The organism is Paenibacillus sp. FSL H8-0282, from assembly GCF_037963825.1.
Lineage (GTDB): Bacteria > Bacillota > Bacilli > Paenibacillales > Paenibacillaceae > Paenibacillus_AQ > Paenibacillus_AQ odorifer.
Window position 1 is genome coordinate 1 of record NZ_CP150146.1, and the last position, 26,397, is coordinate 26,397.

Annotated in this window: 16 protein-coding genes and 4 rRNA genes; 19 read left to right on the forward strand and 1 reads right to left on the reverse strand. The window is 46.0% G+C overall.

Annotated elements, in window-relative coordinates:
* From dnaA to gyrB, 6 genes are all read left to right on the forward strand, one after another.
* Nucleotides 1–1,347 carry a chromosomal replication initiator protein DnaA gene (gene dnaA / locus NST94_RS00005; protein WP_036677741.1) on the forward strand — a complete coding sequence of 449 codons (1,347 nt, stop codon included), beginning with the start codon at nt 1–3 and terminating at the stop codon, nt 1,345–1,347.
* A gap of 197 nt (nt 1,348–1,544) precedes the next feature.
* Nucleotides 1,545–2,687 (forward strand): DNA polymerase III subunit beta, encoded by a 1,143-nt coding sequence (gene dnaN / locus NST94_RS00010; RefSeq protein ID WP_036677739.1) that lies wholly within the window; start codon nt 1,545–1,547, stop codon nt 2,685–2,687.
* A gap of 48 nt (nt 2,688–2,735) precedes the next feature.
* A complete protein-coding gene (yaaA, locus tag NST94_RS00015) occupies nt 2,736–2,963 on the forward strand; it encodes a S4 domain-containing protein YaaA (RefSeq protein ID WP_036677736.1) in 228 nt (75 codons plus the stop codon).
* Between the two features lie 23 nt (nt 2,964–2,986).
* The gene (gene recF / locus NST94_RS00020; protein WP_036677733.1) at nt 2,987–4,105 is read left to right on the forward strand and encodes a DNA replication/repair protein RecF; all 1,119 of its coding nucleotides are present in this window, start codon (nt 2,987–2,989) and stop codon (nt 4,103–4,105) included.
* A 17-nt stretch (nt 4,106–4,122) separates the two neighbouring features.
* Entirely contained in the window at nt 4,123–4,371 is a 249-nt protein-coding gene (locus NST94_RS00025) for an extracellular matrix/biofilm biosynthesis regulator RemA family protein (RefSeq protein WP_036677731.1), read from the forward strand.
* Nucleotides 4,372–4,418: 47 nt separating this feature from the next.
* A complete protein-coding gene (gyrB, locus tag NST94_RS00030) occupies nt 4,419–6,329 on the forward strand; it encodes a DNA topoisomerase (ATP-hydrolyzing) subunit B (RefSeq protein WP_036677726.1) in 1,911 nt (636 codons plus the stop codon).
* An 80-nt stretch (nt 6,330–6,409) separates the two neighbouring features.
* Here the strand turns inward: gyrB and NST94_RS00035 are convergent, their stop codons facing one another.
* Entirely contained in the window at nt 6,410–7,285 is an 876-nt protein-coding gene (locus NST94_RS00035) for a YheC/YheD family protein (RefSeq protein WP_076301557.1), read from the reverse strand.
* Nucleotides 7,286–7,641: 356 nt separating this feature from the next.
* Here NST94_RS00035 and gyrA point away from each other — a divergent pair, with 356 nt between their 5' ends.
* The 13 genes from gyrA to NST94_RS00100 all read left to right on the forward strand — a co-directional run bounded on the left by gyrA (nt 7,642) and on the right by NST94_RS00100 (nt 26,269).
* The gene (gene gyrA, locus NST94_RS00040; protein WP_036677722.1) at nt 7,642–10,206 is read left to right on the forward strand and encodes a DNA gyrase subunit A; all 2,565 of its coding nucleotides are present in this window, start codon (nt 7,642–7,644) and stop codon (nt 10,204–10,206) included.
* Nucleotides 10,207–10,462: 256 nt separating this feature from the next.
* Entirely contained in the window at nt 10,463–11,560 is a 1,098-nt protein-coding gene (locus tag NST94_RS00045) for an HD-GYP domain-containing protein (protein WP_076124333.1), read from the forward strand.
* Nucleotides 11,561–11,939: 379 nt separating this feature from the next.
* Nucleotides 11,940–13,497: ribosomal RNA gene (locus NST94_RS00050) — 16S ribosomal RNA — on the forward strand.
* 261 nt (nt 13,498–13,758) lie between these two features.
* Nucleotides 13,759–16,684 (forward strand): 23S ribosomal RNA (locus NST94_RS00055).
* 128 nt (nt 16,685–16,812) lie between these two features.
* Nucleotides 16,813–16,929: ribosomal RNA gene (rrf, locus tag NST94_RS00060) — 5S ribosomal RNA — on the forward strand.
* The 16S, 23S and 5S rRNA genes sit together here, the layout of an rRNA operon.
* A gap of 154 nt (nt 16,930–17,083) precedes the next feature.
* On the forward strand, nt 17,084–18,700 hold the full coding sequence (locus NST94_RS00065; protein ID WP_076278188.1) for an ABC transporter substrate-binding protein: 1,617 nt from the start codon (nt 17,084–17,086) through the stop codon (nt 18,698–18,700).
* Nucleotides 18,697–19,686, forward strand: a complete 990-nt coding sequence (locus NST94_RS00070) for an ABC transporter permease (protein WP_076130914.1) — start codon at nt 18,697–18,699, stop codon at nt 19,684–19,686. Before NST94_RS00065 ends, NST94_RS00070 begins: the two co-directional genes overlap by 4 nt.
* Entirely contained in the window at nt 19,683–20,549 is an 867-nt protein-coding gene (locus NST94_RS00075; protein WP_139330225.1) for an ABC transporter permease, read from the forward strand. Before NST94_RS00070 ends, NST94_RS00075 begins: the two co-directional genes overlap by 4 nt.
* Nucleotides 20,549–21,313: an ABC transporter ATP-binding protein gene (locus tag NST94_RS00080; protein ID WP_280753846.1), complete on the forward strand. Its 765-nt coding sequence runs from the start codon at nt 20,549–20,551 to the stop codon at nt 21,311–21,313. The genes NST94_RS00075 and NST94_RS00080 overlap by 1 nt, the downstream gene beginning before the upstream one ends.
* On the forward strand, nt 21,304–22,053 hold the full coding sequence (locus tag NST94_RS00085) for an ATP-binding cassette domain-containing protein (RefSeq protein WP_248549756.1): 750 nt from the start codon (nt 21,304–21,306) through the stop codon (nt 22,051–22,053). Before NST94_RS00080 ends, NST94_RS00085 begins: the two co-directional genes overlap by 10 nt.
* 21 nt (nt 22,054–22,074) lie before the next feature.
* The gene (locus NST94_RS00090; protein ID WP_076195264.1) at nt 22,075–23,133 is read left to right on the forward strand and encodes an aminotransferase class V-fold PLP-dependent enzyme; all 1,059 of its coding nucleotides are present in this window, start codon (nt 22,075–22,077) and stop codon (nt 23,131–23,133) included.
* Between the two features lie 2 nt (nt 23,134–23,135).
* Entirely contained in the window at nt 23,136–24,287 is a 1,152-nt protein-coding gene (locus tag NST94_RS00095; protein ID WP_076130922.1) for an amidohydrolase family protein, read from the forward strand.
* 424 nt (nt 24,288–24,711) lie between these two features.
* Nucleotides 24,712–26,269: ribosomal RNA gene (locus NST94_RS00100) — 16S ribosomal RNA — on the forward strand.
* The last annotated feature ends 128 nt before the right edge of the window (nt 26,270–26,397 follow it).

A 26,397-nucleotide genomic window follows, 5' to 3' on the forward strand; every position in this document is an offset into this window, starting at 1 on the left:
GTGGACAGCCATACTTCCGAATTATGGCAGCAAATTTTATCGATTATTCAAACCAAATTAAGCAAGCCGAGCTTTGATACCTGGTTTAAGGCTACTAAAGCGATAACCTTCAACTCCCAGGTTCTCATTATCTCGGCACCTACAACGTTTGCAGTAGAATGGCTGGAAAGTCGTTACACCAAACTGGTAGGAGCAACCGTCTACGAAGTCACAGGGAAACAAGTGGATGTAAAATTCGTGATTGAAGAAAGCAAGCCGCCTGAGCTTGTGGTTCAACAATCCGCTCCGACTCCCGTAGTATCAAGAGAAGAAGCACAAACGCATCTGCTCAATCCAAAGTACACTTTTGACACCTTTGTAATCGGCTCTGGGAACCGCTTTGCGCATGCAGCCTCACTGGCAGTAGCCGAAGCACCAGCCAAAGCATACAATCCCTTGTTTTTATACGGTGGTGTAGGTCTGGGCAAAACCCATTTGATGCACGCAATTGGGCACTATGTCCTGGAACATAACCCAAATAACAAGGTAATTTACATCTCGTCTGAGAAATTCACGAATGAATTTATCAATTCGATCCGTGATAACCGCGGTGAAAGCTTCCGTAACAAGTATCGTAATGTTGACATTTTGCTTATCGACGACATTCAATTCCTCGCTGGAAAAGAGTCTACACAGGAGGAGTTTTTCCATACTTTCAATGCGCTCCACGAAGAACGCAAGCAAATTATCATCTCCAGCGACCGACCACCAAAGGAAATTCCCACACTGGAAGAACGGCTGCGTTCCCGGTTCGAATGGGGCTTGATTACGGATATTCAACCACCAGATCTGGAGACCCGGATTGCGATTTTACGCAAAAAGGCTAAGGCAGAGAACCTTGATATCCCTAATGAGGCCATGATGTATATTGCCAACCAGATTGACACCAATATTCGTGAGCTTGAGGGTGCATTAATCCGGGTAGTTGCTTATTCTTCGCTTACCAACCAGGATGTAACCACTCATTTGGCAGCTGAAGCGCTCAAGGATATTATTCCTTCCAGTCGTCCCAAGATGATCACCATCGCTGATATTCAGCAAAAAGTCGGAGAATACTACAATTTGCGCCTTGAAGACTTCAAAGCACGCAAAAGAACCAAAGCCGTAGCGTTTCCACGTCAAATCGCAATGTATCTATCCCGTGAACTAACGGATTATTCGCTGCCTAAGATTGGTGAGGCTTTCGGAGGACGTGACCATACGACCGTAATTCATGCGCACGATAAAATTACACAGGCATTAAAGGTCGATCAGGAGTTGTACAAAGTGGTAAATAATCTTGCGGAGAAAATTAAAAATCCTTCCTAAGAGGAACAAAGAGCCTATACACAATCTATACACATGTGGGTAGGCTTAATTTTATGCTGTTTGGTGGGGTTATCCACATATTCGTCGCCCCTACTACTAATACTATTAAATAACTATAATAATTCATCATGTAAAGACGCGTAATTAACAGACTCAAATCCATCGAAATTCCCAATTTTTCAGCTAGGAGTGAAATCATGAAAATAAGCATTCTTAAAAATGAGCTCAACGAATCCATTCAACACGTATCCAAAGCTATATCCAGCAGAACAACAATCCCTATTTTGACCGGTATTAAACTGGAAGTTAGCCATCAAGGCGTCACATTAACTGCAAGTGATACCGATATTTCTATTCAATCGTTTATTCCAGCAGAGAATGACAGCCACACCATCGTGAAGATAGATCAGCCAGGAAGTGTTGTCCTTCCCGCTAAATTTTTCGTCGAGATTATTAAGAAGCTGCCCTCCAAAGAAATCCACATGGAAGTAAAAGAAGGATTCCAAACGTACATTTCTTCCGGATCCACTGAGATTCAGATGGTAGGTTTAGACCCTGAAGAATTCCCAGTGTTACCGAGCATTGAAGAGAATGACACGATCTCTCTACCAGGTGATTTGCTGAAAAATATGATTAAACAAACAGCCTTTTCTATTTCTACCCAAGAGACAACTCCGATATTAACGGGTATACTATGGAATCTGAGCGACAATGAGTTTAAGTTTACAGCGACTGACCGTCACCGCTTGGCAACAAGAGCTGCTAAACTTGAAGGCACGGAAAATGTCAATTTCGGAAATATTGTTATTGCCGGTAAAACCCTTAATGAGCTCAGCAAAATTATCCCTGACCAAAATATGCTGGTTGATATTGTCGTTGCGGATAATCAAGTTCTCTTCAAAATCGACAAAGTACTGTTTTATTCACGGATCCTAGATGGGATTTATCCTGATACTTCTAGAATTATTCCAACAACCTACAAAACAGAACTAACTTTAGATACAAAAAAATTAAGCGAATCGATTGATCGTGCTTATTTGCTGTCCCGGGAAGAAAAAACAAATATTGTTCGTATGCAGACGCTTGATCAAGGCGGTATTGAAATTTCTTCAAGCTCATCAGAGCTGGGTAAGGTTCGCGAGGAACTTGAAGTCATTGATTTCAAAGGTGAACCTCTCAAAATATCTTTCAACTCGAAATATATGCTTGATGTATTAAAGGTCATAGAGAGCGAGCAGCTCGTTATTGCATTTACAGGGATGATGAGTCCGATCATTTTGAAACCACTTGACCAAACCAATAGCTTGTATATCATTTTGCCTTACCGTACAACAAATTAATGCCAACATTCATGAACATGTGGATAAGTGGCTGAAAGGATAAAAACCATGAAAAAAATACTTATCCACAGTGGATACATTAAGCTGGACCAATTTCTGAAACTCGCAGATTGTGTATCCACAGGTGGAATGGCCAAAGCTTTATTGCAGGAAGGTCACGTATTGGTCAACGGAGAGGTAGAGGAACGGCGCGGCAGAAAACTTTATCCGGGTGACAAAATCGAAGTGCAGGATAACGGTACCTTTGAGGTTGAAGGCGGAGGAGTAAAAGAGTAGTACGCTAGGGGAGGAACCATTTCGTGTTTGTTAAAAATATCGGTCTGCAGCATTATCGGAATTACGGGCTGCTGCGTCTGGAGAGCCTGGGCGATGTGAATCTGATTCTGGGTCAGAACGCCCAAGGCAAAACAAACCTCATGGAGGCATTGTTCGTCCTGGCGATGACCAAAAGCCACCGCACCTCTAAGGACCGCGAACTTATCTCCTTCGATGCCCCCGGAGATGCAGCTCAGATCGTTGCCGAGGTGGAACGCAAGTATGGCGATCTCAAGCTGGAGCTCACCCTATCTGCCAAAGGTAAAAAAGCCAAGATCAATGGTTTGGAGCAGCGGCGCCTTAGTGAGTTTGTTGGATCTCTGAATGTGGTCATGTTTGCACCGGAAGATTTAGAGATTGTAAAAGGGACCCCTGGTATCAGACGGCGTTTTCTTGATATGGAGATCGGCCAAGTCCAGCCTAGTTATCTATTTCACCTACAGCAGTATCAAAAAATTCTCTTGCAAAGAGGTAATCTCTTAAAGCAATTATGGGGAAAAGAGGCTGCAGGGAAAGAGCTTCTGGAAATCTGGGATGCTCAACTTGTAGAGCATGGTGTTAAAATCGTCAAAAAAAGGAAACAATTCATAAAGAAGCTGCAAATATGGGCTGAAAGCATTCACCGGGGGATTACGAACGGCGGAGAAGAACTGAAATTGCTCTATGTCCCCTCTTTCGGCGATCGGGATGAGGAAGATGAAGCTGTCTTATTAGACAATTTTATGTTAAAGTTATCACAAACGAGAGAACAAGAAATCAGGCGCGGCATGACGCTGACGGGTCCCCATCGGGATGACCTGTCCTTTTTTATCAACGGAAGGGAAGCTCAGGTCTACGGTTCTCAAGGACAGCAGCGTACCACGGCTTTATCGCTTAAGCTGGCGGAAATCGAGCTGATCCATGAGGAAATCGGAGAATATCCTGTGCTGCTTCTTGATGATGTTTTATCCGAGCTTGATCCTTACCGCCAGACCCAGCTTATTGAAACCTTTCAAAGCAAGGTACAGACATTCATTACCGCTACAGGAATTGAGGGTCTGAATGCCGATAAATTAAAGGGCGCCAGCCTATTTCATGTTCATGATGGAAAAGTTGAGTTATAAAAGAGCGGAGGACGATCATGTATATTCATTTGGGCGGGGAGAAGATCATTAGGTCTTCGGAGTTAATTGCTATATTTGATATTTCGATTGAGAAATCTTCCAAGGTATCTAAGCAATTCGTTATTCACTCTGAGCAGGATAAGAAGCTTGAGCGGATTGGCGAAGAGGAAGCAAAATCTATTGTCGTAACTAAAAATATCGTGTATTACTCCCCCATTTCCTCCTCCACTCTTAAAAAAAGAGCCAAAATTTTGCTCGAAATATAACTTGCATTGGGTAACAAAGAGATAATCAGAAAGAAGTAGGTGAAGGCATGTCAATGAATCAACCGACATATGATGAGAGCCAGATTCAGGTACTGGAAGGGCTGGAAGCGGTTCGGAAACGTCCGGGCATGTATATTGGTTCGACTAGTTCTAAAGGTCTCCATCACTTGGTATGGGAGGTCGTCGATAATAGTATCGATGAGGCACTCGCAGGTTATTGTGACCGGATTCAAGTGATTATACATGAGGATAACGCGATCACTGTTATCGATAATGGACGTGGCATACCTGTAGGTGAGAATGTAAAGCTTAAGAAGTCGACGCTTGAAGTCGTAATGACCGTGCTGCATGCAGGTGGTAAATTCGGCGGTGGCGGATATAAAGTTTCCGGTGGTTTGCATGGCGTGGGTATCTCTGTAGTGAATGCCTTGTCTGAAAAGGTCCTTGTTAAGGTCAAACGTGACGGTCATATCTACCAACAGGAATATAGACGTGGTGCACCGCAGTATGACATCAAAATCGTTGGCGATTCAGATGAGACAGGAACGACTACAACCTTTCATCCGGATCCTGAAATATTTACGGAAACCACAGTTTTTGAATATTCGACACTGCTTACTCGTATTCGGGAGCTGGCTTTTCTTAACAAAGGAATCGAGCTTTCACTTCATGATGAGCGGACGGATGTCACCAACGTGTTCAAATACGAGGGTGGTATCGTTGAATATGTGAAATATTTGAATGAGAAAAAAGAAGCACTACATGAGGATCCGATCTACGTGGAAGGCTCACGCGATATGATCCAAGTTGAAGTGGCTCTCCAATATAACGATTCGTATACTGAGAACATCTACTCTTTTGCGAATAATATTAATACGCATGAGGGCGGAACGCATGAATCCGGCTTTAAAAGTGCGCTGACCCGTATCATCAACGATTATGCTCGTAAAGCGGGAGTATTGAAGGATAGCAATTCGAATCTGACTGGTGATGACGTGCGTGAAGGATTGACAGCCATTATTTCTGTCAAAATTCCAGATCCACAATTCGAAGGTCAAACGAAAACTAAGCTCGGAAATAGTGAAGTGCGGGGTATCGTAGAATCACTGTTCGGAGAGAAATTACAAGAGTTCCTGGAAGAAAACCCAGCAGTATCACGTCGCGTTCTTGAGAAGTCACTTTCCGCGTCGCGCGCACGAGAAGCTGCCCGTAAGGCACGTGAGTTAACCCGTCGGAAGAGTGCGCTTGAAGTCAGTGCTCTGCCTGGTAAACTCGCCGACTGTTCATCCAAGGATGCCTCGATCAGCGAACTATACATCGTCGAAGGTGACTCAGCGGGTGGATCGGCTAAGCAAGGCCGGGATCGCCATTTTCAAGCGATTCTACCGTTGCGTGGTAAGATCCTAAACGTTGAAAAAGCTCGCCTTGACCGTATTTTATCTAACGCCGAGATCCGCGCCATCATTACGGCTTTGGGCACAGGGATCAGCGATGACTTTGACTTATCGAAGGCTCGCTATCATAAAGTCGTTATTATGACCGATGCCGACGTCGATGGAGCCCATATTAGAACGCTATTATTAACGTTCTTCTATCGTTACATGCGGAAGCTAGTAGACGCGGGTTATATCTATATTGCACAGCCTCCTCTCTTTAAGATTGAGCGCAATAAGGTTATCCGCTACGCAGGCAGCGAGAAGGAACGCGATGATATTATCGCTTCTTTTGGAGAAAATGCTAAGGTTAACGTCCAACGTTACAAAGGTTTGGGAGAGATGAATGCAACCCAACTTTGGGACACAACGATGGACCCTGAGACCCGTATGATGCTCCAGGTTACGATTGAAGATGCAATGCTGGCAGATAGTATTTTTGATACACTTATGGGTGACAATGTTGAACCAAGACGTGACTTTATCCATGAGCATGCCAAGAACGTTAGATACCTTGATGTGTAAGAACAATATTTAATACAACCTCCGGCTTCTATTCCTAACGGAATGAGAACGCTGGAGGTTCTTTGATTTCAAGCTTCTTTTTAGGCTCTTGTGGATTGTTTATTGCGGGCCGAATAAGGGGATTTTCTTGCTTTTACACGTCCATAGGCTACGGCATAGCGATGTATTTTACGATAGATTGATTTATCAGGAAATAATTTGAATACAGCAATGGACGGAAGAGTGTTGACTTCCAGCAGCCACATATCCAGATGTTGATCCATGGCAATATCCAGACCAATCTCTTTGATTCCTGGATAGGCAGATTGAAGCTGTGTCGCGATTTGTATACCCAAAGCTTTTAAGTGATTGATCGTAACTAGGACTTCAGAGGGCGGCATATAATTTTTTAGCAGAGTACTTACGGAAAGGATACTGCCTCCACTGTGATAATTGGTGACGATTTTTTGAGGGGCAGCTACTCTTCCAAGCATTCCTGTTGTTTCCCATACTCCTGATGGAGTCTTTTGGGTAAGAACCCGGAGATCAAAAGGGCGGTCTTGATGACGCAGAAGGTCAATCCCTTTTTGAATCAAATAGGTTCGATTCTGAATTCGTTTCTGTAAGTTCTCATACAGCTCTTCTGGTGAGAAAAACACTTCCGCAGTCTTCCCATATCTTAAAATATACAAGATCTGTTCTTCGGGCTCTTCTTTATTAACATTATCGAGGTCGGCACCGTGTTCAGCTTTCTGTTTGCTAGTGCTAAGAGTTACAGTACGCTGCTCAGCTCTCATTACACCGATACCATAACTCCCTCGATCTGGCTTAATATAGACCATTGTATATAACGCAAGCATCTCCTTAAGAGCATTGACATCGAATTTACGGGTATCAGGCACATATTGCAATAGAGAGTGATTTTGAAGGATGACTTTCGTTTTAGCCCATTTGCTTGGGACGCGTTGAATCTTCATTATCTTCCTCCTTATGAGTTTTGTGCAGGAATAGGTCCTTTGGGTTCCTTGTTGTAAAAAATGCAGTGGCAGCATAATCTTTGACAGCTGAAAATCAGGACAAGCTACCTAAACAATGGTATAATATAAGGATATGGGGTTATGCCTTATCGAACGATATTAGGATAATAAAACCGTGTTTCTTGTCTTTACAGTCTATGTAGTAAAGATATTTGCGGAAAGGGCAAATACCCTGATAAGCGCAAAAAGAAATCAATATTAGAAGATAAAAGGCTATCATGTTTAATTGTGCTACTTTTGTGAAAGTAATATAATTAAGGGTAGCGGTTTTTTAACTGAAGGAGGTCCAGCAACTCATGGCTGAACAAAATAACCCACAAGTCAAAGATCGGGACATTGGCGTGGAAATGCGTGAATCCTTTATGGATTACGCAATGAGCATCATTGTTAGCCGGGCTTTGCCAGATGTGCGGGACGGACTCAAGCCGGTTCACCGACGCATTTTGTTTGCGATGTCGGAGCTTGGAATGTCTGCGGATAAGCCTCATAAGAAATCTGCAAGAATCGTCGGTGAGGTTATCGGTAAGTACCACCCTCACGGTGACTCAGCTGTCTATGAAACAATGGTACGGATGGCTCAGGATTTCTCGATGCGCTATATGCTTGTAGACGGTCACGGGAACTTTGGTTCGATTGATGGTGATATGGCCGCGGCGATGCGGTACACAGAAGCCCGTCTCTCCAAGATTGCAGGCGAAATGCTTCGTGATTTGAACAAAGAGACAGTTGACTTCGCACCCAACTATGATGGTGAAGAGAATGAGCCGGTTGTATTGCCAGCCCGTTATCCGAATCTGCTCGTAAATGGGGTATCTGGTATTGCTGTAGGTATGGCTACTAATATTCCACCGCATAACCTTGGTGAAGTTATCGATGGTGTGCAGGCGATGATTAAGAATCCTGATATCACGCCAATGGAATTGATGGAGTTTATCCAAGGTCCGGATTTCCCTACGGCTGGATATATTTTGGGTCGTGAGGGCATTCGTCAGGCTTATCGTACGGGACGTGGTTCAGTGACCATGCGTGCGAAGGCAACGATCGAAGAGAACAACGGCAAGGCTCGCATCATTGTGCATGAGCTTCCATACCAGGTTAACAAAGCAAGATTGGTTGAGAAAATCGCAGAATTAGTACGTGAGAAACGGATCGAAGGTATAACGGATCTTCGAGATGAGTCTGACCGTAACGGTATGCGTGTAGTTGTTGAGATGAGACGCGATGTTAATCCAAATGTAGTATTAAACAATCTATATAAACATACTTCTATGCAATCCACATTTGGGATCAACATGCTTGCCATCGTAAATAACGAGCCGAAAATTCTTAATCTGCGTGATGTACTTTATCATTATTTGCAGCACCAGATTGAAGTTATTCGTCGTCGTACTATATTTGATCTTAAAAAAGCTGAAGCACGCGCTCATATCTTAGAAGGTCTGCGCATTGCGCTTGATCATCTGGATGAGGTGATTGCGTTAATCCGTGCTTCACGGACAACTGATATAGCCCGCGAAGGCTTAATGAGCACCTTTAGCCTCAGTTTAGAGCAGGCTCAGGCTATCCTCGATATGCGGATGCAACGTCTGACCGGTCTGGAACGGGAAAAGATCGAGAATGAATATAACGAATTGATCGTTAAAATTGCAGAGTACCGTGAAATTCTGGCTAACGAGCATCTTGTACTGGAAATCATCAGCAACGAGCTGCAGGATATCCGTGATAGATATTCTGATGAACGCCGGACAGAGATCACGGTTGGTGAAGAAAGTATCCTGGATGAAGACCTTATTCCACGTGAAGAGGTTGTTATCACTATTACACATACAGGATATATCAAACGTCTACCTGTCAGCACCTACCGCAGTCAGAAGCGCGGAGGTCGCGGAGTCATGGGGATGGACACCAAGGACCAGGATTTCGTGGAGCATCTCTTCGTGAGTAACTCTCATAACTATCTGATGTTCTTTACCGATAAGGGTAAAGTTTACCGGATTAAAGCTTATGAGATCCCAGAATTGGGCCGTACAGCCCGGGGGACGCCAATCATCAACCTGATTCAAATCGAACAAGGTGAGAAGATTAGTGCGGTAATCCAAGTGGAAGATGGCGATAGCGACAAATATTTATTCTTTGCTACCCGCGAGGGTATCGTGAAGAAGACGCCTCTTGGGGATTATAACAACATCCGTAAAGGCGGTCTTATTGCTATTAATCTTCGTGAAGAAGATTCCCTAATCGAGGTTAAGCTGACTGATGGACAGCAAAATCTCATTATCGGTACAGCTCGCGGAATGTCGATCACGTTCTCAGAGAATGATGTGCGTTCTATGGGACGTAGCGCGACTGGCGTTAAGGGTATTACGCTTGACGGAAATGACCATGTCATTGGTATGGACTGTGTCGATAAGGAGCTTGAGGTTCTGATTGTTACTACCAAGGGCTATGGTAAACGGACACCAGCCGGTGATTATCGTTCCCAGACTCGTGGCGGTAAAGGGATCAAGACCATTAATCTCACCGATAAGAATGGTCCTGTCGTGGGTCTTAAGGTCGTTAAGAAGGATGAAGACTTAATGATCATTACGACTAGCGGTACCCTGATTCGTACCAGCATGGATGGAATTTCTACTATGGGCCGTTATGCTCAAGGGGTTAAGCTGATTAACATCCGTGAGGATGACGCAGTAGCTACCCTGTGTAGAGCTGACAAGAACGAAGAGGATGAATCTGAGGAAGTGGAAGGTCTGGAAGGCTTGGAAGGGCAAGAAGGCCTGGATGGGCAAGATACAGTCGAGGAATCTGGCGATATTGATCAGCCTGAGATCCTGACTGAGGACGAAGACACTGACTTAGAATAGGTTGAATTCAAAAAAGAGCAAGGGCTTCTATTACAGAAGTTCTTGCTCTTTTTGTTGCTTTTTGAATGACCGATGCTTCAAAAAATAAAATAAATATTTTGAAAGAATAGTTTTCACTGCACTAGTGTCTTCCATTTATCCGTACTATAATTAGCCAATAGAATCCTATAAAGTACTAATTTCTCAGAAATTATCTGTCTTATCAATGTGAGGTAATGCTGGGTGTACGGCTTATAGAAATTAAGGGGCTGAGTATATGCCAAATATATTGGTTGGAGAAGTTAAAGCAGGCTCAAAGATAATAAAGGATGTAATTACACCTTTAGGGGGGACTTTATTCACTAAGGGAAAAATATTGCTCCCTCGTGATCTAGATATTTTACAGGCTTTTTTGATTGGGCAAGTGGAAATCGAAGGTGACCAAGGTGAGGCGAGTTCGGATGGAGCCAAAACAACAGCTAAGCAAGCTTCCCCTAAAGCTGGAGCCATTATCAACGAATCGATGTTGGCCAAGACTAATTCTCCTCTACATGATGAATACGATAAAATGCTCACTCTTATTAAGAACAGCTATCGATCGGTAACGGCAGCTTCACTTCCTATTTTTGAGCTTCGCAGTCAGTTAGAGACATTAATAGGTTATTTGAAGGATTATCATGTCTTGAAGTTTACACCGCGCACTTTAAAATATGAGGATTACAACTATCACAATGCTGTGTTGTCCGCGTTGACCTCCTATAAAATTGCTCAGTGGTGTGGGTACCCACAAAAGGATTGGATGCAGATTGCTTTTGCAGGATTATTACATGATATCGGCAATGCAAAAGTAGACAGCTCACTTTTACAGAAACCGGAGTCACTTAACAATAGTGAAATAGAAGAGGTTCGCCGACACACTACATATGGTTATCAATTATTACGCAATGTTACAGCGATTAATGAAGGGGTAAGACTTGCCGCCTTGCAGCATCATGAGAAGATTGATGGCTCTGGTTATCCATTGAAGCTGGACGGCAGTCAGATTCATTTCTACGCTAAAGTAGTCGCAGTAGCAGATATATTCCATGCTATGACCTTAGAAAGAGCCTACAGAAGAGCACAGTCTCCTTATTTGGTACTAGAGCAGATTCTGACAGAAAGCTTCGGTAAGCTTGACCCAGTGATTGTGCAGACGTTTATACAGAAGAGTACTGATCTCTTTAATGGCACTAGAATCAAATTAAGTGATGGCCGTCATGGGGAGATTATCTTCACTGATCGCGCAAACCCTACACGTCCGATGGTTAAAATAGAGGAAACAATAGTTAACTTGATGTTGGAACGTGAATTGTATATTCAAGAGATCATTGCTTAGGGCGTAGGTACAAGGGAATAAGGCTGTGCTAGCCATTATATATCGCAGTATTGAGGCTTATGGCAGCACAGTCTCTCATTTATCTATTATATTTCAAAAAAAGACTTGCAATGCATCTCCATACATGATATATTCTAAGTCCGGCCAAGAAGTACACATGCCGAGCTCGAAAAAGAAGTTAAAAAAAGAGCTTGACATTAAATAGCCGAACATGATATAGTATAAGAGTTGCTGCTGAGACATTAAACGGCGCCAACGAGAACTTGATCTTTGAAAACTGAACAACGAGTGAGTAGGAAATCACGTAAGTGAAATCCAAATTAGAGAATTAATTTTCTCGTCAGATGTTTCAAAATGAGCATATCGCTCTTTTCAATACTAATTGGAGAGTTTGATCCTGGCTCAGGACGAACGCTGGCGGCGTGCCTAATACATGCAAGTCGAGCGGAGTTACTTTGAAAGCTTGCTTTCAAAGTAACTTAGCGGCGGACGGGTGAGTAACACGTAGGCAACCTGCCCTTCAGACTGGGATAACTACCGGAAACGGTAGCTAATACCGGATAATTTCTTTTTTCTCCTGAGAGAAGAATGAAAGACGGAGCAATCTGTCACTGAGGGATGGGCCTGCGGCGCATTAGCTAGTTGGTGGGGTAACGGCCCACCAAGGCGACGATGCGTAGCCGACCTGAGAGGGTGAACGGCCACACTGGGACTGAGACACGGCCCAGACTCCTACGGGAGGCAGCAGTAGGGAATCTTCCGCAATGGGCGAAAGCCTGACGGAGCAACGCCGCGTGAGTGATGAAGGTTTTCGGATCGTAAAGCTCTGTTGCCAGGGAAGAACGTCCGGTAGAGTAACTGTTACCGGAGTGACGGTACCTGAGAAGAAAGCCCCGGCTAACTACGTGCCAGCAGCCGCGGTAATACGTAGGGGGCAAGCGTTGTCCGGAATTATTGGGCGTAAAGCGCGCGCAGGCGGCTATTTAAGTCTGGTGTTTAAACCTTGGGCTCAACCTGAGGTCGCACTGGAAACTGGGTGGCTTGAGTACAGAAGAGGAAAGTGGAATTCCACGTGTAGCGGTGAAATGCGTAGATATGTGGAGGAACACCAGTGGCGAAGGCGACTTTCTGGGCTGTAACTGACGCTGAGGCGCGAAAGCGTGGGGAGCAAACAGGATTAGATACCCTGGTAGTCCACGCCGTAAACGATGAGTGCTAGGTGTTAGGGGTTTCGATACCCTTGGTGCCGAAGTTAACACAGTAAGCACTCCGCCTGGGGAGTACGGTCGCAAGACTGAAACTCAAAGGAATTGACGGGGACCCGCACAAGCAGTGGAGTATGTGGTTTAATTCGAAGCAACGCGAAGAACCTTACCAGGTCTTGACATCCCTCTGAATCTGCTAGAGATAGCAGCGGCCTTCGGGACAGAGGAGACAGGTGGTGCATGGTTGTCGTCAGCTCGTGTCGTGAGATGTTGGGTTAAGTCCCGCAACGAGCGCAACCCTTAACTTTAGTTGCCAGCAGGTAATGCTGGGCACTCTAGAGTGACTGCCGGTGACAAACCGGAGGAAGGTGGGGATGACGTCAAATCATCATGCCCCTTATGACCTGGGCTACACACGTACTACAATGGCCGGTACAACGGGAAGCGAAGCCGCGAGGTGGAGCCAATCCCATCAAAGCCGGTCTCAGTTCGGATTGCAGGCTGCAACTCGCCTGCATGAAGTCGGAATTGCTAGTAATCGCGGATCAGCATGCCGCGGTGAATACGTTCCCGGGTCTTGTACACACCGCCCGTCACACCACGAGAGTTTACAACACCCGAAGTCGGTGGGGTAACCCGCAAGGGAGCCAGCCGCCGAAGGTGGGGTAGATGATTGGGGTGAAGTCGTAACAAGGTAGCCGTATCGGAAGGTGCGGCTGGATCACCTCCTTTCTATGGAGAATCGTTCTCTGCAATGAGAACATTCAAATCGGAAGCTAAGCTTCCAAACTCAGGTTTAGGCCTGTTACTCACTCGTTGCTCAGTTTTGAGAGTTTAAGCTCTCAAGTAAGACTTGATCCTTGAAAACTGGATACCGAAACGAATTTGCGTTTTAGAACATCTTTTAGCAACTTGTGTAAACAAGTAAATGTTATTAGTGAGATGATTCCAAAGAGAATGTCATCGTATGATATTTTCCTGCGGAAAAATCAAGGTTAAGCTAATAAGAGCACACGGAGGATGCCTAGGCGCCAGGAGCCGACGAAGGACGTGGCGAACAACGAAACTGCCTCGGGGAGCTGTAAGCAAGCTTTGATCCGGGGGTGTCCGAATGGGGAAACCCAGCTGTGGTAATTCGCAGTTACTCATACCTGAATACATAGGGTGTGTAGAGGCAGACCAGGGGAACTGAAACATCTAAGTACCCTGAGGAAGAGAAAACAATAGTGATTCCGTCAGTAGCGGCGAGCGAACGCGGAACAGCCTAAACCTAAGAGCTTGCTCTTAGGGGTTGTGGGACGTCTCACATGGAGTTACAAAGGAATATGGTAGGTGAAGAGGTCTGGAAAGGCCCGCGATAGAGGTAAAAGCCCTGTAGCCTAAACTGTATTCTCTCCGAGACGGATCCCGAGTAGTGCGGGGCACGTGAAACCCCGTATGAATCCAGCAGGACCATCTGCTAAGGCTAAATACTACCTGGCGACCGATAGTGAAACAGTACCGTGAGGGAAAGGTGAAAAGCACCCCGGAAGGGGAGTGAAATAGAACCTGAAACCGTGTGCTTACAAAAAGTCAGAGCCCGATCTATGGGTGATGGCGTGCCTTTTGTAGAATGAACCGGCGAGTTACGTTTAACATGCAAGGTTAAGCCGAGAAGGTGGAGCCGCAGCGAAAGCGAGTCTGAATAGGGCGAATTAGTATGTGGACGTAGACCCGAAACCGTGTGATCTACCCCTGTCCAGGGTGAAGGTGCGGTAACACGCACTGGAGGCCCGAACCCACGTACGTTGAAAAGTGCGGGGATGAGGTGGGGGTAGCGGAGAAATTCCAATCGAACTCGGAGATAGCTGGTTCTCCCCGAAATAGCTTTAGGGCTAGCCTCGGTATAAGAGTAGTGGAGGTAGAGCACTGATTGGGTGCGGGGTCCGCAAGGATTACCAAGCTCAGTCAAACTCCGAATGCCATATACTTATTGCCGGGAGTCAGACAGTGAGTGCTAAGATCCATTGTCAAAAGGGAAACAGCCCAGACCATCAGCTAAGGTCCCCAAGTGTGTGTTAAGTGGGAAAGGATGTGGAGTTGCACAGACAACCAGGATGTTGGCTTAGAAGCAGCCACCATTGAAAGAGTGCGTAATAGCTCACTGGTCGAGTGACTCTGCGCCGAAAATGTAACGGGGCTAAACACACCACCGAAGCTATGGCTAGATGCTTTGCATCTGGGGTAGGGGAGCGTTGTGTAGGGGTTGAAGGTGTACTGAAAAGAGCGCTGGACACTACACAAGTGAGAATGCCGGTATGAGTAACGAAAAGATCAGTGAGAATCTGATCCGCCGAAAGCCCAAGGTTTCCTGAGGAAGGCTCGTCCGCTCAGGGTAAGTCGGGACCTAAGGCGAGGCCGAAAGGCGTAGTCGAAGGACAACAGTTTGAAATTACTGTACCACCGTAATCCGCTATGAGCGATGGGGTGACGCAGGAGGGTAGTGACGCGGACTGATGGATGTCCGTCTAAGCAGTGAGGCTGATGTGTAGGCAAATCCGCACATCATTAAGGCTGGGCTGTGATGGGGAGCGAAAATTATAGTAGCGAAGGTCATGATCTCACACTGCCAAGAAAAGCCTCTAGCCAGGAGAAGGTGCCCGTACCGCAAACCGACACAGGTAGGCGAGAAGAGAATTCTAAGGCGCGCGGAAGAACTCTCGTTAAGGAACTCGGCAAAATGACCCCGTAACTTCGGGAGAAGGGGTGCCCCGGTAGTGTGAATAGCACGAGGGGGCCGCAGTGAAAAGGCCCAAGCGACTGTTTAGCAAAAACACAGGTCTGTGCGAAGCCGCAAGGCGAAGTATACGGGCTGACGCCTGCCCGGTGCTGGAAGGTTAAGGGGAGTGGTTAGGGGTAACCCGAAGCTATGAACCGAAGCCCCAGTAAACGGCGGCCGTAACTATAACGGTCCTAAGGTAGCGAAATTCCTTGTCAGGTAAATTCTGACCCGCACGAATGGCGTAACGACTTGGGCGCTGTCTCAACGAGAGATCCGGTGAAATTTTAATACCTGTGAAGATGCAGGTTACCCGCGACAAGACGGAAAGACCCCATGGAGCTTTACTGCAGCTTGATATTGAATTTGGGTACGATCTGTACAGGATAGGTGGGAGCCGTAGAAATCGGAGCGCAAGCTTCGGTGGAGGCGCCGTTGGGATACCACCCTGATCGTATCTAGGTTCTAACCTAGTACCCTTACCGGGTACGGGGACCGTGTCAGGCGGGCAGTTTGACTGGGGCGGTCGCCTCCTAAAGAGTAACGGAGGCGTTCCAAGGTTCCCTCAGAATGGTTGGAAATCATTCGCAGAGTGCAAAGGCATAAGGGAGCTTGACTGCGAGACCTACAAGTCGAGCAGGGACGAAAGTCGGACTTAGTGATCCGGTGGTACCGCATGGAAGGGCCATCGCTCAACGGATAAAAGCTACCCTGGGGATAACAGGCTTATCTCCCCCAAGAGTCCACATCGACGGGGAGGTTTGGCACCTCGATGTCGGCTCATCGCATCCTGGGGCTGAAGTAGGTCCCAAGGGTTGGGCTGTTCGCCCATTAAAGCGGTACGCGAGCTGGGTTCAGAACGTCGTGAGACAGTTCGGTCCCTATCTGTCGTGGGCGCAGGAAATTTGAGAGGAGCTGTCCTTAGTACGAGAGGACCGGGATGGACGTACCGCTGGTGCACCAGTTGTTCCGCCAGGAGCATGGCTGGGTAGCTACGTACGGACGGGATAAGCGCTGAAAGCATCTAAGCGTGAAGCCCCCCTCAAGATGAGATTTCCCAATTAGTAAGACCCCTTGAAGACGACGAGGTAGATAGGTTGGAGGTGGAAGTGCAGTAATGCATGGAGCTGACCAATACTAATCGGTCGAGGGCTTATCCTATACTTAGAATGCAAATTCGTTTCGGATTCAGTTTTCAGGCATCAAGCCTGTAACACGCTTAGAAATTCATTGTCACTTCTGGTGAAGAACCGAATTTCACGCGGCAGCGTCTGTTTCACAGACGCATGTTTGGTGGCGATAGCGGAGGGGTTCCACGCGTACCCATCCCGAACACGACCGTTAAGCCCTCCAGCGCCGATGGTACTTGGACCGAAGGGTCCTGGGAGAGTAGGACGTTGCCAAGCACACAAGACCACTGTTGAGTAATCGACAGTGGTCTTTTTGTTATGTATATTTACTTAAGGATTGTTGCAAATTAAATTATGTTTGACAGACTAGAGTGTTTAACCCATAATACAATTCATACTAAACATATAAGAATTATAGGGGGAGCGAATTATGTCGTACTTTAGTGTATCTATTAAGAAACCGATTCTGTTGGGGGCAATAGCAGTTTTGCTATTGATGTTAATTGCAGGGTGCTCGGGGTCTAATAATAAGGCTGATTCAAATAAAGAGGCACAGGAAAGTGCGAGTCCGGCAACTCAAAGTCCTCAAACTGCAGAACCTGCAACGGGAGGGACTTTCGTCTATGGACGACCTGCTTCTGTAACTTCGCTGGATTTGCATAATCAGATTACGTCCAACAATGCTTTTGCAATCGACAAAGTTTTTGAATCATTAGTCGCTTTTGACAGCAAAGGTGAAATTGTAGATTGGCTTGCTAAGTCACATAATATCAGTGAAGATGGTCTGACGTATACATTCGAGCTTCGTGATGGGTTGAAGTTTTCCAATGGTACGGATGTGACCGCAGAAGATGCTGTATTCTCTCTTGAGCGGCACTTGAAGGTAGGCGGCCCGCTGGCAATATCCGCAAAAGTCGACACAATCAAAGCGCAAGATAACAAAACGCTTGTTATTACACTTAAAGAGCCTTATACACCATTTATCTCGGAGCTATCTAATTTCTCAAATGGTATCCTTCCTAACAATTTCGGTGGATTATCCGAAGAAGAATTCTTCAAGAAACCAATCGGTACGGGACCTTTTGTTGTTGAAACATGGGACACTGCAGGTGATCTGACCTTCACTAAGAATACATTCTACTGGCAAGAAGGTAAACCCTATATTGATAAGCTCGTTTATAAACTGATTGAAGATGACAGTCAAGCAATTAACCAGCTGAAGGCTGGAGAAGTTAATGCTATTGAATCTTTGGCCCTGCAAAATGCCAATGAGATTAAAGATGGGGCTGACACTAAAGTAGTTACTAACGGTAGTTGGGTGACAGAGCAATTGTTCTTTAATACGTTGGATGAACATTTTTCTGATGTGCATGTCCGTCGTGCTCTGGCGCTGGCGCTTGATCGTGAGGGCTTGACCAAGGCGCTAACCTTTGGTTATGCACAAACAGCAAACTCATTGCTGCCAACAACGATTCCTTATAACGCAAATGATACAATCAAAGCACTGAACTTTAATATCGAAGCAGCCAAGGAGGAGCTTGCAAAATCTGCCTTCCCTAATGGCTTCACTACCAAATTACTTGTAGCATCCGGTAATAGCACAAGAGCTCAAGAGGCACAAATTATTCAGGCAGCGGGTCAAACGATCGGGATTAAGATTGAGATTGAATCGATTGAACTTGCCACTTTCCGTGAACGTTTCTTCGCATATGATTTTGCGGCAATGCTGAACAGCGGCCAAGCGGATTCCCCTGAAGCGAACTCTATTATTGCTTTCCAGACCGATCCGGAAGGCTTCAGCAAATCATATTGGACGCATTATACAAATGATGAAGTAACGAAGCTTCTATATGAGGGACAAAAAACTGCGGATGGCGATGAACGTGCACAAATCTATACTAAGCTGCTGCAGACCCTTGCTGATGAAGTTCCTTATATTCCGCTTTACTATCCAGATGTTTTAAAAGGTATTCGTTCTTCAGTTGACGGTCTTGTTGTTCTACCGAACGGCAGTGCCCGTTTCGAAGATGTCCGCATCAGCCAATGATGAATCTTAAGCAGGTGTTAAATCAACCGAAAGGAAGCAAGGGCTCTTACAACTGGCTTGTGATATCTCTTATAAAAGCACTGGCAGTGATCTTCTGCGTAATGATAGCAGTCTTTTTCATCATTCGAATCGTGCCGGGAGATCCAGCAAAAATGATTTTGGGAGAATACAGTACCCCTGAGGCGCTCAAGAGTATGCATCATACTCTTGGGCTGGACCTCCCTTTATGGGAGCAATTCATCCGATTTGTGAAGACGCTGTTTACTCAAGGAGATACTGGAAACTCCATTATTATGGGGACATCAACAAGAGAGTTGATTACACAACGGGCCCCTGTTACTTTGCTGCTCATCGTGATGGCTTGTGTGTTGGCGATTTTTGTATCCCTTCTGCTCGCTACGGTAGCCGCTACGCATAAGGATAAACTGCTGGACCATTTGATACGTATTTTTCCTACAATTACTCTAGGTATGCCAATCTTCTGGGTTGGCTTACTTTTAATTTTGCTCTTTAGTGTCCGGCTTGGCTGGTTCCCTGTTGGGGGAGTAAGTGAAGGGTGGGTCGGAACCTTGCATAGTCTTGCACTTCCAGCAATCACTGTTGCTTTTTCACAGGTTCCTACGCTTGTTCGTTCATTAAGAGCGCAGATGCTTGAAGTGTTAGAATCGGATTTTGTAGTCACCCTTAAGGCTGCGGGCATACCAAACAGGGTTATTTTATTTAAACATGTGCTGCGCAACTCTGCTCTTCCTACGTTAATGCTGCTGGGTGTGAATATTTCTTATTTAATCGGAGGCACCTTGGTCGTTGAGCAGGTATTTGGAATTAAGGGAATTGGCAGCTTATTGTTCACCTCAATTTCGAAACGGGACTTTCCGGTTATTCAAGGAATAGCACTTTACTGTGCGCTATCTGTTGTGATCATCAGTCTCTTGATTGAAATCATTTCCTGGTGGCTTGATCCCAGAACGAAAGGAAAACAATGAAAACTATAAGACTAGACTCGCGATTGTATGAAGACGGTAAGATAACAAGCGGCTTAAAGCGAATATGGAATACCCCATCACTTCTAGTGGGAATTATTATGTTTGCAGCTCTTATTCTCTTGACTGTGTTTATACCTTATATAAGTCCTTATGACCCCTCTGAGCAAAATTTGAGTGCCTTTTTACAGCCTCCGTCAGCCGAACATTGGTTGGGAACTGATCAATTAGGGCGTGATCTGTTTACCAGACTGGTTTATGCAGCGAGGACTGATTTGAAAATCATGGTCTTGGCAGAAATCATTCCCTTTTGCACAGGTGTATTTCTAGGAATGCTGGCAGGATATTACGGCAAATGGATCGATACAGTTATTACACTGTTGTCAGATACATTCATCGCCTTTCCTTTTTATCTGATCGTTATTATCGTTGCTTTTGCCAGTGGAGCAGGAGAACGAGGCATTTATATTACTTTTATCTTTGTAGGATGGATTGTCTTTGCCCGTGTCGTGAGAGGTCTTAGTGCTTCTTTTCGTAATCAGGAATGGGTGGCGTCCGCTCAAACCTTAGGGCTACCAGGAGTGAAAATTATTTTGCGTCATCTCCTGCCGAATGTACTTCCGCAAGCCGTGGTCGTCCTTATGACAGATATGATTGGATTGCTTGTTGCCATTGTTACGCTCGGGTATCTTGGTATCGGCATTACACCGCCAACTCCTGACTGGGGGACAATGATTTCAGATGGACAGCCCTTCATCACTACAGCTTGGTGGCTCTCGGCCGTTCCGGGATTTGCAGTGGTGTATACGGGGATAGCTTTGTCGCTCCTAGGTGATGGTTTGGCAGACATATGGAGGAAAAAATAATGTCTATACAACCCATTTTAGAAATAGAGGCGCTATCGCTGGCAGCTAAGTCAAATGAGAGATTGGTTAATAATGTTAGTTTTTCGCTGGGTAAAGGGGAGAGTCTGGGATTAGTAGGTGAATCGGGATCAGGAAAATCGCTTACACTGCGTGCAATTTTAGGCTTGCTTCCAAATGGTGTTGAACAGACTGGTGGCACCATTAAAAGTGACGTAAGCAGTGCGATGGTATTTCAAGATCCAAGAGGTGCGCTTGATCCGCTCTGTACGGTTGTCAAACAACTGGCTGAAGTTGTGTATTACAGACAGAGAGTAAGCCGTAAGACTTCGCGGGTAATTGCACTGGAACTGCTCGAAAGGCTTGGTCTCCCCGATTCATTGAAGAAAAAGGACCGGTATCCGAGTCAGCTGTCAGGCGGTCAGTGTCAACGGGTAGTCATCGCTCTGGCACTGGCGTGCAAGCCAGGCATACTTCTCTGTGATGAGCCGACAACGGCACTTGACGTCACGGTTCAACGGCAAATTATTGAGACGATCACGAGCCTCCAGCATGAGCTCAGTTTTGCCATGGTATTTGTTACGCATAACCTAGCGATTGCAGCAAACTTGTGTTCACGGCTATGTGTAATGAAACAGGGACAGATTGTTGAGCAGGGCAATACCCTTGATATTTTGCGAAATCCGAAAGACCCTTACACACAGATGCTGATTGATTCGGTGCTTCCTTTGCCAGAGCTTGAAGGGAGTAGAGACTCATGGAATTAGCCTTACAAATAAAAGATTTAACTGTTCATTATGGCGGCTTTACTGCACTGGATCATATCAATCTGAATCTTGAGCAGCACACCACCCTTGGGCTTGTTGGAGAATCCGGATCAGGGAAATCTACGCTGGCGCGAGTAATTGCTGGACTGATTGCCCCAAATGAGGGACAGATTCTGTTGGGAACCCAAGAATTAAAAAAGAAAAGAAGCCGTGAGCAGCACAAAACAATCCAGATGATATTCCAAAATCCAGATGCTTCGCTAAATCCTAAACATTCGATTAGGCAAATTCTTTCCGAGCCCTTATTGTTTCATAAAATAGTGGGGCGTACAGATGTTGAACAAAGATGCAAAGAGCTTTTGAATCAAGTTCATTTAGAACAAAAGGCGTTAGACAAATTCCCACATGAATTTTCCGGCGGCCAGCGTCAACGAATAGCGATCGCTCGTGCATTAAGTGTTGAGCCAAACATCCTGATCGCGGATGAACCTACAAGTGCGTTGGATGTATCTGTGCAGCTTAGTGTGCTCGAACTGTTCAATACGCTGAAGGCTGAGCTTAATCTCACCATGCTTTTTATTTCTCATGATCTAGGAGTAATCAATGCAATTAGCGATACGGTAGCAGTTATGCGGCAAGGAAAGCTCGTGGAGCAGAGTCCGCGGGACCAATTCTTCATCCGTCCTAAACATGAATACAGTTATGAGCTGTTGTCGGCGGTTCCGAAAATGCCAAAATAAAGTACATCAGGAGGTTTTTTTATGAACCGAGAACATAAAGGATACGTGCCACTTTCACTGGCTGAGTACAATAAGCTAACACATTTAATTTCCAAAGTCTTGTTTACTGAGCACCCTCCAGTTATCATTCCGGCTGAGGCAATCCTTGGAATCGAGGCGGTAGCCGCCGGAATAGCTGCACCCGGTCGAACCATTGTAAATATAGTAACAGGTCCTTATGGAAGTTTATTTGGAAAATGGCTTGAGCGGGGTGGAGCAACGGTTGTTGAAGTAAAGGTTCCTTTTGATGAAGTGGTCACTAGCGACCAAGTTGCTTCTGCGATTAAGGAGTTTAAACCTTGTGCCCTTTCTTTTGTTCAAGCTGAAGTGGTTACTGGAGGCTCTAATCCTGCTAAAGAAATATTTGAAATTGCAAAAGAATTCAATCTTATTACTGTGTCTGACTCCGTATCTGCGGTTGGGGGAGAGGCCCTGCTGGTGGATGAATGGTCCGTTGATTTTGCAGTTATAGGTGCGCAAAAAGCCTTAGCTGGACCCAACGGTGTTAGTGCCGTAAGTATTTCTCCACGTGGCTGGGAATTTCTTGAGTCGAATGAAAATGCTCCACGCAATTCTATTTTATCCTTGCTGGATCTGAAACCATCACTGGGAGACGCCGCGCCATTGCGGGTTGCCCCAAACATTCCTACGCTGGAGGCTAGAGCCTTGACTCAAGCTTTGACACGAATTGAAGAAGAAGGATTGGATCAAGTAATCAAACGCCATGAGCGAGCCGCAGCAGCTGCTGTAGCTGGTATTAAATCCTTGGGGCTTGAGCCTTGGCAAAAGGACAGCAGACATTATTCTACGCTGACTACAACGGTGCGGATTTCTGGAAAGCAAGAGTTGCGGATTGAGCAGCCTATAGGCATTGTGGCTCCCGGAGACGGAGAATTATTTGGCCATCTTCTACGGATCAACCATTTTGGAACGAATGCTGAGCGGCAAAGTGTGGAGAAAGCTATATCCACGCTTGCCGAATTGTTGAAACAAGACCCTGTTCAGGCATTAGCAGCTGTTCGGCTGGCATGGGGGGAATGAAGATGATTCATAAGCATCCAGAACTGCAAACGTTCAATGACATTTTTATAGCAGGTATCGAAGGCAGACGTTTTGATGTCGTGATAAAGGATGGTCGTTTTTCATCCATTACTGAAGCGGATCCGCATCAAGTAGAGTCAAATCTTGCAGGAACAGATCTGTGGCTAAGTCCGGGTATTATTGATCTTCATACGCATTTAGCTTGGACAGATTTTGACCACTCTGATCAATTGAAGCGCGATGCCAACCAGATCGAAATTATGCAGGCACAAGCTTTTGAAGCTACTCTTAGAACGGGTGTAACGACTGCCCGTGATGCAGGTGGGATTCTGCCGAGCACAGTGCAGCATCTTGTCCAGCAATATCAGCATCCATTAAGAGTGCAGACCAGTAGCGATATGATTGGAGCAGCAGATGCCCGTGGTCTCAAGCATTTAGAACAACGCATGGCGGAAATCTTTGCTACAGGAGCGGGTTGGATAAAAATCATGGCCACAGGCGGGCTTGGAGCACCTACCGAGAAAGTCGTTGACCCGATCTTTTCCGAAGAAGAGTTCTCGTTCATTGTTCGTAATGCACATGCCCATGATAAGAAGGTACTGGTTCATACCTGGGGCGGAGTGACGATAGACTGGTCCATCCAGGCCGGCGTGGAATCAATAGAGCATGGGATGTTTCTAACTGAGGATCAGGCAGGAAGACTTGCTAACTCGAGGGTAGCGTTTGTACCCACCACATCAATTTATCGTATTGCTGCAGACCCAAAAGGCGTTCTAGCGTTGAACCCGATCATTTGCGACCGAGCTGCCCGCGCTGCCGAATGTCATTCCAAGGCCATTCATTATGCAAAAAGAGAAGGCGTTCGTATTGGATTCGGTACAGATTATGCCACACCTGCACTACATGGCTATAACCTTCAAGAACTGGATACATTGATTGATTATGGCTTAACTCGGAGAGAAGCTTGGCAGGCTGCGACTAAAAGTGCTGCTGATATTCTGGGGAGCGGTAACGAGCTGGGACAAATTGCAGAAGGTTTTATTGCAGATGCTGTTGTTTTCAAAGTGGATCCATATGAAGCGCACAATGCGGAGGCACTTCGAAGCAATATCATTGCCGTAATTACTGGAGCGAAGGAAGCGGAATTAATCTAGAATCGTCTAAGCTTCTTCTAAAAAACAACTGTTATCTTCTGCAGTTGTTTTTTTACTTTCTAGATAATTAGATGATAAGGGGAGGTAGTTATTATAATACGATAATACATAGATGATGTTTTATGCTTTTGATTTTATATAAAAAAACTCTTGCAATGCATCTCCATTCATGATATATTCTAAGTCCGGCCAAGAAGTACACATGCCGAGCTCGAAAAAGAAGTTGAAAAAAGAGCTTGACATTAAATAGCCGAACATGATATAGTATAAGAGTTGCTGCTGAGACATTAAACGGCGCCAACGAGAACTTGATCTTTGAAAACTGAACAACGAGTGAGTAGGAAATCACGTAAGTGAAATCCAAATTAGAGAATTAATTTTCTCGTCAGATGTTTCAAAATGAGCATATCGCTCTTTTCAATACTAATTGGAGAGTTTGATCCTGGCTCAGGACGAACGCTGGCGGCGTGCCTAATACATGCAAGTCGAGCGGAGTTATTTTGAAAGCTTGCTTTCAAAATAACTTAGCGGCGGACGGGTGAGTAACACGTAGGCAACCTGCCCTTCAGACTGGGATAACTACCGGAAACGGTAGCTAATACCGGATAATTTCTTTTTTCTCCTGAGAGAAGAATGAAAGACGGAGCAATCTGTCACTGAGGGATGGGCCTGCGGCGCATTAGCTAGTTGGTGGGGTAACGGCCCACCAAGGCGACGATGCGTAGCCGACCTGAGAGGGTGAACGGCCACACTGGGACTGAGACACGGCCCAGACTCCTACGGGAGGCAGCAGTAGGGAATCTTCCGCAATGGGCGAAAGCCTGACGGAGCAACGCCGCGTGAGTGATGAAGGTTTTCGGATCGTAAAGCTCTGTTGCCAGGGAAGAACGTCCGGTAGAGTAACTGCTACCGGAGTGACGGTACCTGAGAAGAAAGCCCCGGCTAACTACGTGCCAGCAGCCGCGGTAATACGTAGGGGGCAAGCGTTGTCCGGAATTATTGGGCGTAAAGCGCGCGCAGGCGGCTATTTAAGTCTGGTGTTTAAACCTTGGGCTCAACCTGAGGTCGCACTGGAAACTGGGTGGCTTGAGTACAGAAGAGGAAAGTGGAATTCCACGTGTAGCGGTGAAATGCGTAGATATGTGGAGGAACACCAGTGGCGAAGGCGACTTTCTGGGCTGTAACTGACGCTGAGGCGCGAAAGCGTGGGGAGCAAACAGGATTAGATACCCTGGTAGTCCACGCCGTAAACGATGAGTGCTAGGTGTTAGGGGTTTCGATACCCTTGGTGCCGAAGTTAACACAGTAAGCACTCCGCCTGGGGAGTACGGTCGCAAGACTGAAACTCAAAGGAATTGACGGGGACCCGCACAAGCAGTGGAGTATGTGGTTTAATTCGAAGCAACGCGAAGAACCTTACCAGGTCTTGACATCCCTCTGAATCTGCTAGAGATAGCAGCGGCCTTCGGGACAGAGGAGACAGGTGGTGCATGGTTGTCGTCAGCTCGTGTCGTGAGATGTTGGGTTAAGTCCCGCAACGAGCGCAACCCTTAACTTTAGTTGCCAGCAGGTAATGCTGGGCACTCTAGAGTGACTGCCGGTGACAAACCGGAGGAAGGTGGGGATGACGTCAAATCATCATGCCCCTTATGACCTGGGCTACACACGTACTACAATGGCCGGTACAACGGGAAGCGAAGCCGCGAGGTGGAGCCAATCCCATCAAAGCCGGTCTCAGTTCGGATTGCAGGCTGCAACTCGCCTGCATGAAGTCGGAATTGCTAGTAATCGCGGATCAGCATGCCGCGGTGAATACGTTCCCGGGTCTTGTACACACCGCCCGTCACACCACGAGAGTTTACAACACCCGAAGTCGGTGGGGTAACCCGCAAGGGAGCCAGCCGCCGAAGGTGGGGTAGATGATTGGGGTGAAGTCGTAACAAGGTAGCCGTATCGGAAGGTGCGGCTGGATCACCTCCTTTCTATGGAGAATCGTTCTCTGCAATGAGGACATTCAAATCGGAAGCTCAGCTTCCAAAACTCAGGTTTAGGCCTGTTACTCACTCGTTGCTCAGTTTTGAGAGTTTAAGCTCTCAAGTAAGACTTGATC

Coding starts and splice junctions, on each gene's coding strand:
- NST94_RS00095 (WP_076130922.1), top strand. CDS start 23,136: ATGATTCATAAGCATCCAGAACTGCAAACGTTCAATGACATTTTTATA.
- NST94_RS00085 (WP_248549756.1), top strand. CDS start 21,304: ATGGAATTAGCCTTACAAATAAAAGATTTAACTGTTCATTATGGCGGC.
- NST94_RS00070 (WP_076130914.1), top strand. CDS start 18,697: ATGATGAATCTTAAGCAGGTGTTAAATCAACCGAAAGGAAGCAAGGGC.
- NST94_RS00025 (WP_036677731.1), top strand. CDS start 4,123: ATGTATATTCATTTGGGCGGGGAGAAGATCATTAGGTCTTCGGAGTTA.
- NST94_RS00080 (WP_280753846.1), top strand. CDS start 20,549: ATGTCTATACAACCCATTTTAGAAATAGAGGCGCTATCGCTGGCAGCT.
- NST94_RS00045 (WP_076124333.1), top strand. CDS start 10,463: ATGCCAAATATATTGGTTGGAGAAGTTAAAGCAGGCTCAAAGATAATA.
- NST94_RS00065 (WP_076278188.1), top strand. CDS start 17,084: ATGTCGTACTTTAGTGTATCTATTAAGAAACCGATTCTGTTGGGGGCA.
- gyrB (WP_036677726.1), top strand. CDS start 4,419: ATGTCAATGAATCAACCGACATATGATGAGAGCCAGATTCAGGTACTG.
- NST94_RS00035 (WP_076301557.1), bottom strand. CDS start 7,285: ATGAAGATTCAACGCGTCCCAAGCAAATGGGCTAAAACGAAAGTCATC.
- NST94_RS00075 (WP_139330225.1), top strand. CDS start 19,683: ATGAAAACTATAAGACTAGACTCGCGATTGTATGAAGACGGTAAGATA.
- gyrA (WP_036677722.1), top strand. CDS start 7,642: ATGGCTGAACAAAATAACCCACAAGTCAAAGATCGGGACATTGGCGTG.
- NST94_RS00090 (WP_076195264.1), top strand. CDS start 22,075: ATGAACCGAGAACATAAAGGATACGTGCCACTTTCACTGGCTGAGTAC.
- yaaA (WP_036677736.1), top strand. CDS start 2,736: ATGAAAAAAATACTTATCCACAGTGGATACATTAAGCTGGACCAATTT.
- dnaN (WP_036677739.1), top strand. CDS start 1,545: ATGAAAATAAGCATTCTTAAAAATGAGCTCAACGAATCCATTCAACAC.